General features: G+C 44.3%; 11 protein-coding genes. 6 read left to right on the forward strand and 5 right to left on the reverse strand.

Features of this window, described 5'->3' with window-relative positions; genetic code table 11:
• Window position 1 precedes the first annotated feature (1 nt).
• The 4 genes from L1D11_RS12495 to L1D11_RS12510 all read left to right on the forward strand — a co-directional run bounded on the left by L1D11_RS12495 (window position 2) and on the right by L1D11_RS12510 (window position 3,161).
• Window positions 2-553 (forward strand): DsbE family thiol:disulfide interchange protein, encoded by a 552-nt coding sequence (locus L1D11_RS12495; protein WP_239831843.1) that lies wholly within the window; start codon window positions 2-4, stop codon window positions 551-553.
• Complete coding sequence (locus L1D11_RS12500; protein WP_239831842.1) at window positions 550-1,041, forward strand: cytochrome c-type biogenesis protein; 492 nt, start codon at window positions 550-552, stop codon at window positions 1,039-1,041. The genes L1D11_RS12495 and L1D11_RS12500 overlap by 4 nt, the downstream gene beginning before the upstream one ends.
• Entirely contained in the window at window positions 1,041-2,261 is a 1,221-nt protein-coding gene (gene ccmI, locus L1D11_RS12505) for a c-type cytochrome biogenesis protein CcmI (RefSeq protein WP_239831841.1), read from the forward strand. Before L1D11_RS12500 ends, ccmI begins: the two co-directional genes overlap by 1 nt.
• A 117-nt stretch (window positions 2,262-2,378) precedes the next feature.
• Entirely contained in the window at window positions 2,379-3,161 is a 783-nt protein-coding gene (locus L1D11_RS12510) for an MlaA family lipoprotein (protein WP_239831840.1), read from the forward strand.
• Between the two features lie 90 nt (window positions 3,162-3,251).
• On the opposite strand, the gene L1D11_RS12515 is transcribed toward L1D11_RS12510, so the two are convergent.
• The 4 genes from L1D11_RS12515 to L1D11_RS12530 all read right to left on the reverse strand — a co-directional run bounded on the left by L1D11_RS12515 (window position 3,252) and on the right by L1D11_RS12530 (window position 7,718).
• Window positions 3,252-4,562 carry an outer membrane protein transport protein gene (locus L1D11_RS12515; RefSeq protein ID WP_239831839.1) on the reverse strand — a complete coding sequence of 437 codons (1,311 nt, stop codon included), beginning with the start codon at window positions 4,560-4,562 and terminating at the stop codon, window positions 3,252-3,254.
• Between the two features lie 297 nt (window positions 4,563-4,859).
• Window positions 4,860-6,158, reverse strand: coding sequence for an outer membrane protein transport protein (locus L1D11_RS12520; RefSeq protein WP_239831838.1), 1,299 nt, complete (start codon window positions 6,156-6,158; stop codon window positions 4,860-4,862).
• Window positions 6,159-6,448: 290 nt separating this feature from the next.
• The gene (locus L1D11_RS12525) at window positions 6,449-7,177 is read right to left on the reverse strand and encodes a DUF3379 domain-containing protein (protein ID WP_239831837.1); all 729 of its coding nucleotides are present in this window, start codon (window positions 7,175-7,177) and stop codon (window positions 6,449-6,451) included.
• On the reverse strand, window positions 7,170-7,718 hold the full coding sequence (locus L1D11_RS12530) for a sigma-70 family RNA polymerase sigma factor (RefSeq protein WP_239831875.1): 549 nt from the start codon (window positions 7,716-7,718) through the stop codon (window positions 7,170-7,172). The genes L1D11_RS12525 and L1D11_RS12530 overlap by 8 nt, the downstream gene beginning before the upstream one ends.
• Before the next feature lie 562 nt (window positions 7,719-8,280).
• On the opposite strand from L1D11_RS12530, the gene fadI reads away from it, so the two are divergent.
• Complete coding sequence (gene fadI / locus L1D11_RS12535; protein ID WP_239831836.1) at window positions 8,281-9,588, forward strand: acetyl-CoA C-acyltransferase FadI; 1,308 nt, start codon at window positions 8,281-8,283, stop codon at window positions 9,586-9,588.
• Window positions 9,588-11,804 carry a fatty acid oxidation complex subunit alpha FadJ gene (gene fadJ / locus L1D11_RS12540; RefSeq protein WP_239831835.1) on the forward strand — a complete coding sequence of 739 codons (2,217 nt, stop codon included), beginning with the start codon at window positions 9,588-9,590 and terminating at the stop codon, window positions 11,802-11,804. Before fadI ends, fadJ begins: the two co-directional genes overlap by 1 nt.
• 292 nt (window positions 11,805-12,096) lie before the next feature.
• Here the strand turns inward: fadJ and L1D11_RS12545 are convergent.
• Window positions 12,097-12,314: IS3 family transposase (locus L1D11_RS12545; protein ID WP_239833427.1), on the reverse strand; the 218-nt coding region annotated here is incomplete at its 5' end.

A 12,314-nucleotide genomic window follows, 5' to 3' on the forward strand; every position in this document is an offset into this window, starting at 1 on the left:
AATGAACAAGAAGATTTTATTCATTCCATTGATTGCGTTCATGATTCTAGCGGGAATTTTTGCTACGCAATTAGTGCGTAACCAGTCGGGCGATGACCCGACTAAACTTGAGTCGGTATTGATTGGTAAGCCAGTGCCTGAGTTTGATTTAGAAGACTTAGAGCAACCAGGCAAGTTACATGACCAAGCTATCTTTAAAGGTGAGCCGTTACTTCTTAACGTGTGGGCGACTTGGTGTCCTACTTGTTATGCAGAGCACTCCTACCTAAACAAGCTTGCTGATAAGGGCGTTAAGATCATTGGTTTGAACTACAAAGATGATCGTAATAAGGCTATGGGTTGGCTAAAAGAGTTGGGTAACCCATACCTGATTAGCCTGTTCGACGGTAACGGCATGTTAGGTCTAGACCTCGGCGTTTATGGCGCTCCGGAGACTTTCTTAATCGACGCTAACGGTGTCGTTCGCTATCGCCATGTGGGTGATGTGAACCCAGCGAACTGGGCATCGACGCTTGAGCCGATGTACAACGAGTTATTGGAGGAAGCGAAATGATTAAAAAGGCTCTGATCACTTTATTTGCTACGTTCGCAATCTCAGCGACTGTGTCTGCAGCGCCTATCGAATTTCATGAATTCGATAACGTTGACCAAGAACAGCAGTTTAAAGAGCTGAGCAACACGCTGCGTTGTCCTAAATGTCAGAACAACACAATTGGTGACTCGAATGCTGTATTAGCGGTCGACTTGCGCCAAAAAGTGTACGAGATGACAAAAGATGGTAAGTCGAAGCAAGACATCATTGATTACATGATTGCTCGTTACGGTAACTTCGTTACTTACAATCCTCCATTAACACTTGCGACGTCGATCCTGTGGATCGGTCCATTTGCAGTGGTTGTGTTTGGCTTTGGCTTGATCATTGTACGAAGCAGAAAGTCAAAATCGAAAGCAGCAACAGAGCCAGATCAAGACTGGGATGCAGATAAAGAAGCACGTTTAAAAGCGTTACTCGATGAAGAGAACGACGGAGATAAACAGTAATGACTCTATTTTGGATTTCTACCATTATCCTTTCGCTAGCAGCAATCTTGTTGATTGTTCTGCCTTTCATTAATAAAAAGGCAAACAATGACGATGTGCTTCGTGATGAGTTGAATAAAGCATTCTATAAAGACCGTCTCGATGAGCTAGAAGTAGAAGCAGAAGAAGGCCTTGTTGATAACCAACAAGAGCTAATTGCTGATTTGAAACAGTCTCTACTTGATGATGTTCCTGCCAAGCAAGAGATGAAGAAAACTCACATCTCAACAGTGGGTGTGGTTGTACCCTCTATCATTTTGGTTGTGGCCGTTACTTACGGTATGTACTTCAAGTTTGGTGCGCTAGACAAAGTTCAACATTGGCAAGAAGTAAGCAATAACCTTCCTGAGCTATCTAAAAAGCTAATGTCATCAGAAGGTGGCACGCTGACCGATGATGAGCTCGAAGATTTGACACTAGCACTTCGTACGCGCTTGCACTACCAACCTAAAGATTCAACGGGTTGGCTGCTGCTAGGTCGCATTGCGCTGGCTAATCGAGATGCACAAACCGCGATTGATGCGATGGAGCGTGCTTATAAGCTAGAGCCTAAAGACGAAGACGTTCAACTTGGCTTTGCGCAAGCACTGATGTTATCGCCAGATGAGGCAGAGCAAAACCAAGCTCGTCTGCTTCTAAGCCGTTTGGTTCAAAACGATTACGTAGATCTTCGAGTGTTCTCACTACTTGCGTTTGATGCATTTGAGCGTCAAGACTACCCAAGTGCGGTTAAGTACTGGAGCATCATGCAGCAGATGATTGGTCCGCAAGACAGCCGTTACGAAATGCTTTCTCGCAGCATCGAAAGTGCTCGGAAGAAAATGGGCGACGCGATGGGGGTTGATCAAGGCAAGAGTGTTGCAGTAACACTTGATCTGTCTGCTGATGTGAACGCGGATCCAAACTCAGTGCTAGTTGTCTCTGTACACCGAGCGGATGGTTCACCAATGCCTATCGCAGCAGCTCGCTACCCTTTGGGCTCTTTCCCTCGCACGGTAGTACTGGATGACGGTAACAGCATGATACAAGGTCAAAAGCTGTCTAGCCTTGAAACTCTGATGGTTAGAGCTAGGCTTGATACAGATGGTAACGTTTCAACTCGCGATGGTGATTGGTACGGTGAGAGTGAAGTGGTTGAATTGGGTGAACCTGTGACCATTAATATCAATAAGCAATATTAATCATCGATTTGCATAGGTGTTAGCTATTCCGATTTATTAATAAACGTTATAAACTTATGCAAACAATTGAGGCCAGCGATTGCTGGCCTTTTTTTTATTCCTTATGGAAAAGGTGATATGTCTGTCAGTGTTTTAAGACTCTCGAGTTTATTATTTATCGCAAGCTTAACGGTGGGCTGTTCTAGCTCGCCAGATGAAAGCAATAATGATAATCTCGAAACCTCTGAATACGTCGAAGAGTCCCACCCGAATGATCCCTTTGAAGGTTTCAACCGAGCGATGTGGAATATTAACTACGAGTATTTGGATCCTTATTTGGTTCGCCCCGTTTCTCTCGCCTATATTGACTACACTCCTGTGCCGGTACGTTCTGGTATCTCCAATTTTTTAGCCAACTTAGACGAACCATCAAGCATGGTGAATAACCTCATCATGGGTAATGGTGAGAAAGCGCTAGACCACTTTAACCGGTTTTGGATTAACTCGACATTTGGCCTACTAGGCTTAATCGATATTGCCAGCGAAGCCGGGATCACCAAATATGATGATAAGTCCTTCTCTGATGCGATTGGTCATTACGGAGTAGGGAATGGTCCGTACTTTATGGTGCCAGGTTATGGCCCTTTAACGACCCGTGAAGTGACTGAAACCGTTGATGGTCTGTATGTTCCTCTGTCGTTCTTGAACTTTTGGGCGAGCTTAGGCAAATGGGCCTTCGAAGGTATGGAAACACGTGCTCAGTTAGTGTCGCAAGAAGCGCTGCTGGATGATTCTCCAGACCCATACGCGTTAACACGTGACGTCTACATTCAACGTCGTGATTTTAAAGCTGAGATTGAACCTGAAGAGGTGGATCTCGAAGAGGAAGATTTCATCGATGGTTATCTAGAAGATTACTAGAAACACGATTTAGGAAACCGATAAAAGAAAGGCTCGATGTTGAAAACAACATCGAGCCTTTTTAATGCTTCTACTATTCAGAATAGTAGATTAGAAGCGGTAGTTAGCTTGTACACCAACTAGCCAGATGCTACCAGTCACTTCACCTTCGAAGCTGCCACCAAACATATCAGCACCACCGAAGCCTGGGTCTGTTTCATGCATTTTAGCGTCTTTCGCTAGAATGTAAGTAAAGCCGGCATCTAGTGTTAGTTGCTCAGACCACTGGTAGCCAGCACCAATACTCAACCAAGTACGGTCTGTTTCTGGGATCGTCGCAGTACGGTGCTCATCACTTACTGCTGAAGTGTCGTAGGCGATACCAGAACGTAGTGCCAGCTTAGGTGTCATTTGGTATGTGGTACCAATAGCGAAGCGGTAGTTGTCTTCCCAGTTTTCTTCTTTGATATCTTGAGTTCTAGCTGGGCCGAATTCAGGGATGTCAGCAACTAGTTCTTTAAAGCTGCTCCAGTTAGTCCAGTTAACGCTCGCGTGTACTGCTACTTTCTCGGTAAGTTGGTGGAAACTTGCTAGTTCCGCTGTAGCTGGTAAAGCTAGTTCCATTGAGCCGTTGTATTTTGACTTCACGGGAGAACCTAAAGCACCGGCAACAGCATCAAAAGCGACACCGTTAGCATGGCCTTCAAGCGTTAGGTCCACTTCTGACTTATAGGTAAAGCCTAGGCGGTTATTTTCATTGATTTGCCAAGCTGTACCAACTTGCCAGCCCCACGCAGTGTCATCACCTTCCATGTATTTAAGAGCATCACCTTGGTTTACCATGGTTGGGATTGTTATTGCTGATACCGCACCAAAGCTACCTTCAGCCATGATGTAACGAATACCACCACCAATAGATACGCTTTCAAGTACTTGGTATGCAGCGTTTAGGTTCAGCTCCATAGTAGTAACGCTTGCTTCGTTACCATGGTTTGCACCACCGAAGTCTTTACCTAGGTCTGTTTCCATGCCGTAGTTAGTGCCTGCAGCAAAGCCCAACGCGAATTTGTCGTTGTACTTATGAGAAACATAAAAGTTTGGAATTACTGCACTGTGGGCGAAGTCACTAGAGTTTGAGGTCGTTGTACCACGAAGTGTTGTAGAGGTGCCGTCAATGTCAATATTTGGATCTACATAGGTACCACCAACTGAAACTTGAGTGCCTTCTAGGTAAGTTAGCATTGCAGGGTTACGCCATTGTGCGTCTGCACCGTCAGCCATTGCTGCTTCACCAGCGTATGCGCGACCTAGGCCTGTTGCTGAGTATTCTGCTAGTTGAAAGCCTGCTGCTTGAGTCACAGTAGAAGTTGAAAGTAGTCCAACTGCCACTGCAGTAGATAGAAGAGTCTTATTCATTTTCATTATTATGTTCGCTGAATCATAAGTATTTAGTGGCGTGATTCTACTTTTAGAGTCATTACTTTAAAAATGAAATTCGAGTAAAACAGCGTTTTAGGGATTAAATGACAAAATATGACTAATTATTAGGCAAATCGTCTGAATGTTTCGAGTGTGTTATCGAATTTGAGCGTACACTTGTAGCCATAAATAGCTTGTGTAGACTACAGCTGTAAGCTTAAATTGATGTCGGTCAGTAATTTAGGCAATAAAAAAAAGGTCGCATAAAGCGACCCTTTAACAATTATCACCTAGCTTAGATTAGAAGCTGCGGCTGTATTGTAGGCCTAGTAGGATTGCGTCAGCGTGTGTTGTTGCCGTTAGAGTCGATAGGTATTGTGGACTAGTTGGGCTTGTCGGGTCATATTGTGGGTTAGGTGTAGATTCATTTGTATTTACATCGTCACCCAATAGGTAAGTCAACCCGAAGTCAATATTAGATTTGCTATCAATGTTGTAAGTAAAGCCTGCTGAAAACCATTGGCGATCTGAGTCTGGTACAGAAATAGAAGTTAAAGAGTCTTGCGCACTAGTGTCATACATGTAACCTGCACGGAGAGTCCAATCTGTGTTTAGGTAGTAAGTGCCACCGATAGCATAGTGCCAGCCATCTTGCCATTGGTATGACTTTTCGTATGTTGAACCAAGAGGTGACCCTTGTAGGTTTTCAAAGTCGATTTGATCGAATGCACTCCAACCAATCCACTGTACAGAGTAATGCACAGCAAACTTGGTGTCTTCGATTTTATGGTAACCAGAAAACTCAAAGATATCAGGAAGTGGCAGAGTAATCTTTTGACTGTTGTCGTCTTTTGCAGTGAACTCTGGACTATAATGATACGCTGCGCCAAAACGGTTATTTTCATCTAACTCGTAAACAGTACCAACATTAAAGCCAACAGCAAAACCGTCAGCTTCATCAACATTGATAAGGTCCATGCCGCCTATACCATTAACATCTGAGCTAGCGGTACGTTTCATTGTTCCTTGAGCATAGATCATATCTAGACCTGCACCAAAACTCCACTGCTCATTTAAACGGTATGAACCTGCCAAGCCGAAGTTTAAACTTTTGACATCAGTTAATCCGCCATATTCTGATGCTACATAATTGTTTGAGAATTCTGTCTTAGTACCGAAGTTTGTGTATGCGTTGATACCCCACGCGAATCTTTCATTTACTGGCACGATCAAGTGGATATTTGGAGCAATTGAAGTACCACCAACACCGTCTTGGTTTGCATCTTTTGGTGGTGAAAGTGTAGGAGCGACTTGGCACGTGGTACCGCAGTATTTTGCATCTTTAACGTCAATCATCGAAGTGATGCTTTCAAAACCAAGCGACAGCTCAGTTTTGTCAAACAGTGCCATTGCTGCAGGGTTACGTGCCATTACTGACGCGTTATCTGCGATTACGGCATCACCGGCGAAAGCACGGCCGATACCGGTTGCCGATTGTGCGTTAAGTTGGAAACCGGCTGCCATCGCTTGCGAAGACGCCAGTGTAATTGTTACTGCTAAAAGAGACTTTTTAAACAGACGCGTGTTGTTGGTAGTCATTCATTTATTCCTTTATTTACGCCTCTAAAGGGCGATTAATTTGAGCAATTGCTCAATGGTGGCTGATCCTATTCGCAAGTATACGATATACAAATCCGACCATTGGGAAATTTGAGTGGAAAATTATGAAAATGACTAGTATCTGGCATGAAAATGGTCAAAAATGCCATTTTTTAGAGTATGAACTCTAGGTGGTGGTGTGATGAATGGTTTGTGTTTTTTTAAAGTAAAGCCCAGTAATATCAGTAATATATTGGCTGGGCCTTTTGTGGTGGGGCTTTGAGGGCTGATTAACTCATCGGTTTGATCATTTTTGTCAGCTTTTCTGAGATTTTAGAAACATCCTCACCATTTTCACCGACGAGTATCAAACTGCTGTTATCAATCGGTGTTACCGAGCCTGACATTCCTTTTTCGTCAAAGTCGACCGGTTTGTCTGTCGGGATGCTAGTTAGAAATAGCGTAACTTTGCCTTTTTCACCCTGGAATACCATGTGTACTGCGTTAGTCTTCCCAAAACCACAATGGTTCAGATAATAGACGTGGTATGGGAAAGCTTCATCAAACTGAAAAGCAAATGGGTTCATTTTTGCATTGATTTGCTGTGATGTAACTTGTTCATCGATGGTGCTGACAAAGCTTTTTTCATCGATAACATGTTTCATCGCCGTATCAGCCAAGCTTGCTTGTGCTGGAGATACTAATGCATTCCCCCAGTTTACTTGGCCAACTAATAGACCAGCGACAAACGCTACAGAAGCCGCCATTGCCATTGCACGTCTCGCAAACGTAGGCCTTACGACTTTGCTTTCTTCGCTTGAGGTTTGATTGAACAGAATGCGATCGGCAAGATCGTCTGGCACGTCTACATTCATTGCAGAGTGGATCTGTTTATCAAGCGATAGTACGTCATCTAAAAAGTGACTGTTAGCTTTACTGCTCGCGGCTGCATCAACAATATCTTGTGTGCGCTGTTTAGGTTCCGACAATACACGACGACGAAATTCTAAATCATCCATTATGTTGCCCCCTCTCTGCTTCTTCTGTATCTAGCATCTCTTTCAATTGGTTTCGAGCTCTAAATAAACGTGTCATCACCGTGTTTTTGTTGAGATCGAGAATATCCGCGATCTCTTCACCACTAAAACCACCAATCACTTGTAAGAAGAGAGGTTCACGGTAATCAATTTCAAGTTTCATGATCTGGACTTGCAACCATTGGTGTTGATGGTGTGGGTCATCACTGACACTAGCATCATTACCATGATCGTCGATATCAACCAGATCAAACTGTTTGCGTTCAAAACGTCGAGCATTCTCGCGGCGCAAGATAGTAATCAGCCAAGACTTCGCGGCTTTTTCATCTTGTAGGCTATCGAGTGACTTCCAAGCGCGGAGGCAAGTTTCTTGTACTAGATCTTCGGCAATGCTTTTGTCTTTGCATAACCAATAGGCGTAGCGAAAGAGGTCACGGTGATAGGCACGTACGAGTGCTTCGTATTTTCTTTGTTTGTCCATATCAGAGTTGACCGGGCGCTTGGTTTTTTTCTTTCCAAACATTTTTATTATTGACACACGAGCCTCCATAATTGCTCTGCGTATAGCTGTCCTCTATACGTTGTGCTTCGTTTTATAATCTGTTTCGTCTTTAGAGCGAACGAGCGGCAGGAAATCGTAAAATCACATTAAAATTGATCTACTTCAAAATCTAAGACCCTGAAAAAGCTATAGTACACCTTGTCGTCTAGTTAGTCATTCGTGGCTAGCATGTTGAGCAAGACGCCACTTCCTTTTGAAGGCTGACTTTACTTTCTCCTAATCAGGAAACTGATTATTTCAATTGGCGTTAAGTTAATTGCTTTATACACATTCCGACCACACAGTATTGTGTGGTTTTTTTTTGCCTCAAGAAAACCAATCTCTTAAACCGCTATAACAGTCGTTACTTACAATAGTTTAGTATCTTACGACAACCTTTCACCCCAAAAGGTTCGCCTGAATTTGCAGTTATATTTTCAGACAGTGAGATACTCGTATCACGTTTATTTAAACGCTCGTTTGATTTAATTAACAACTTCTTTACAATGATTCAGGTCAGACCTCTTAACTTTAAGGAGAAACCATGGGCAAACAGGAAGTCAAAACGCGTTCTGGAGAACGTGTTGCCGTTGTCGCTGGATTACGAACCCCATTCGCTCGCCAGAGCACCGAATTTAGTCAAGTGCCTGCGGTCGACTTAGGCAAAATGGTTGTGAGCGAAATGCTTGCAAGAACAGATGTCGATCCTGCGCTTATCGAACAAGTCGTGTTCGGTCAAGTCGTGCAAATGCCAGAAGCACCGAACATCGCGCGTGAAATCGTGTTGGGCACAGGCATGGATATCAATACTGATGCCTACAGTGTGACTCGAGCATGTGCGACCAGCTTCCAAGCTGCAGTTAATGTGACTGAAAGCATTATGGCTGGCACGATTGATGTCGGCATTGCTGGTGGTGCAGACTCTTCTTCTGTATTGCCGATTGGTGTTTCTAAAAAGCTTGCCGCTAACTTGCTAGCGCTGAGCAAAACGAAAACCATGGGCCAAAAACTGAAAATCCTCAAAACACTTTCAGTGAAAGACTTGATGCCAGTGCCACCTGCGGTTGCTGAATACTCGACTGGTTTATCGATGGGCCAAACCGCTGAACAGATGGCAAAGACACACGGTATTACTCGTGAAGATCAAGATGCACTTGCTCACCGTTCTCACTCTTTGGCTTCTCAAGCATGGAAAGAAGGCAAGATTAAAGATGAAGTCATGACGGCATTTCCGGCACCGTACAAAAAGTACCTAGCGGAAGATAACAACATTCGTCATGACTCTACGGTTGAAGGTTACGCCAAACTTCGTCCTGCGTTCGATAGAAAATACGGCAGTGTGACTGCTGCGAATGCAACGCCGCTGACTGATGGCGGTGCAGCTGTGATGTTGATGCGCGAAGGTAAAGCGAAAGAGCTAGGCTTAGAAGTGCTGGGTTACATTCGTGGCTATGCGTTCTCAGCTATTGGTGTTGAAACGGACATGCTAATGGGCCCAACTTACGCGACCTCGCAAGTATTAAAAAACACTGGCTTAGAGCTATCGGATCTTACGCTTATCGAGATGCATGAAGCCTTTGCAGCCCAAGTTCTAGCGAATGTGAAGATGTTTGCTAGTGATGAGTTCGCACAGAAGAATCTTAGCCGTGATAAAGCGATCGGTGAGATTGATATGGATAAGTTCAACGTGCTGGGCAGTTCAATTGCTTATGGTCACCCGTTTGCAGCAACTGGCGCGCGTATGATGACTCAAACATTACGTGAATTAAAACGCCGCGGTGGCGGCTTGGCACTGAATACAGCATGTGCAGCTGGTGGTTTAGGTGCAGCAATGATCTTGGAGGTAGAATAATGTCTACGACTCTTGATGCAACAACAGAAAAAGAAGTAGTCACTAACGCGGAGTCAACTCCAGTGACTGAAGCACCGAAAAAGAAAGCGACCGCATTCTCTCTTAACATCGATGATCAAGACATTGCTTGGCTAGCGATTGATGTACCAGGCGATAAAATGAACACGCTACAAGCGGCTTTTGCAGAAGAGATGAAAGCGATCTTTGAACAGCTAAAAGAAAAACAAAGCCGTGTTAAGGGCTTAATTGTTCATTCTCTTAAGCCAGATAACTTTATCGTTGGTGCTGATGTTCGAATGCTGGATGCGTGTAAAACCGCTGATGAAGCACAATCTCTAGCACGCCAAGGTCAAGATATGTTCCAAGCGTTGTCTGATCTTCCTTACCCAGTTGTTGCTGCAATTCACGGCCCATGTCTTGGTGGCGGTTTAGAGCTCGCATTAGCTTGTGACTACCGTGTATGTACCGATTCAGATAAGACGCGCCTTGGTTTACCTGAAGTTCAGCTGGGTTTACTGCCAGGTTCTGGTGGTACACAACGCTTGCCTCGTTTAATTGGTTTGCTACCGTCACTCGACTTGATTCTTACCGGTAAGCAATTGCGCGCTAAAAAAGCGAAATCGCTCGGTGTCGTGGATGCTTGTGTCCCTGATACGATTTTGCTTGAAGTTGCGAAAAGCTACGTTGAAAAGAATACGGGCAGCAAAAAAGGTAAGCGCCTTGCTTCTAAGAACCAAGCTTCGACTAAAGAGAAACTTATCTCTCGCAACAGCCTTGGTCGTAAAGTGATTTTCGAACAAGCTGCGAAGAAGACCAATCAGAAAACTCGTGGTAACTACCCAACAGCTGACGCGATTCTCGATGTGATTCGTTACGGTCTAGAAAACGGCTTTGAAAAAGGTCTTCAGTATGAAGCGAAGCGTTTCTCTGAACTGGTCATGACCTCTGAATCAAAAGCACTTCGTTCTATCTTCTTTGCTACTACAGAAATGAAGAAAGAACACGGTGCAGACGCAGAACCAAAAGCGGTTAAGCGTGTTGGTGTGTTAGGCGGTGGTCTAATGGGTGCTGGTATTAGCCATGTGAGTGTTGCGAAAGCAAAAGTACCGGTTCGTATTAAAGATGTATCAAATGATGGTGTCTTGAACGCGCTTAACTACAACTATAAGTTGTTCGATAAGCAGCGCAAGCGTCGTATTCTGAGCCGTGCGGGTCTTGAAAGTAAGATGCTTCAGCTTTCTGGTGGTATCGACTTTACGAGCTTCAACCACACTGACGTAGTAATCGAAGCGGTGTTTGAAGATCTCGATCTTAAGCAGTCTATGGTTGCAGACATTGAACAAAATGCGAAGCCAGAGACTATCTTCGCGACGAATACTTCATCACTGCCAATCCATAGGATTGCAGAGAAGGCACAGCGCCCAGAAAACGTGGTAGGTCTTCACTACTTCAGCCCTGCAGAGAAAATGCCGCTGGTTGAGGTTATCCCTCATGAAACAACTTCAGAAGAGACTATCTCGACGGTAGTGGCATTAGCGAAAAAACAAGGCAAAACACCGATTGTTGTTAAAGACACGGCAGGTTTCTACGTAAACCGTATTCTTGCTCCATACATGAATGAAGCGGCACATCTGCTACTAGCGAATGAGCCGATTGAAAAATTGGATAGTGCACTGCTGGATTTTGGTTTTCCGGTTGGCCCGATTACCTTGCTAGATGAGGTAGGTGTGGATATCGGTGCTAAGATCATTCCGATTCTTGTCAATGAGTTAGGTGACCGTTTCCAAGGCCCTGATGTGTTCGACATTCTTTTGAATGACAACCGTAAAGGCCGTAAGAGCGGTAAAGGTTTCTACACTTACAAAGGCAAGAAGAAGGAAGTCGATAAGTCTGTTTACAAGCTACTTAAGCTGCAACCTGAGCCGAAGCTAAGTGATAACGACATCGCAATGCGTTGCGTGTTACCTATGCTGAATGAAGCGGTTCGTTGTCTGGATGAAGGCATTATCCGTAGCCCTCGTGATGGTGATATTGGTGCTATCTTCGGTATTGGTTTCCCTCCATTCCTAGGAGGTCCGTTCCGTTACATGGATCAAATCGGTATTAAGTCACTGGTAGAGGTGATGAACGACTTCGCTAAGAAGTATGGTGATCGTTTTGCACCATGTGATGGACTGCTGAAACGTGCTGGATTGGGTGATTCTTTTTATAAGTAACTCTCTAACTCACTGATTATGAGCCCGTATTAAGCGATTGATGCGGGCTTTGTGTTTTATAGGAGCATGTGAAAAGAAAGAGATTCCTGACTCAGTCGTTCCTCCTTATCGGGAATGACGAAAAGGGTGGAACTTTGCTTGGTAGTCTCTGCTTTTTCAGAATGACGGAGTCATTACAGTAGTCGTTGGTAGCACATAAGTTCCTTGGGGAGAATATCAACTCTGCTGTACCGTCATCTCCTTAAGCGACGAAGGAGCGTAATGATCTGCTCCAGCCAGACTGGACACTTCATTAAGCGACATTTTGATTTTCAAAGTTAACTGGGCTTAGATACCCAAGAGCACTGTGCCTTCTTGTCCGATTATAATCAACCTCTATGTATTCAAAGATTGTTTGGCGCATCTCGTCTCGCGTCATGATCGGCTCATACTGGATCGCTTCAACTTTCATTGAATGGAAGAAGCTCTCAACACAAGCATTGTCCCAGCCGTTTCCTTTCCTACTCATAC

The sequence above is a fragment of the Vibrio sp. Isolate32 genome, from assembly GCF_022397955.1.
In the GTDB taxonomy this organism is placed as follows: domain Bacteria; phylum Pseudomonadota; class Gammaproteobacteria; order Enterobacterales; family Vibrionaceae; genus Vibrio.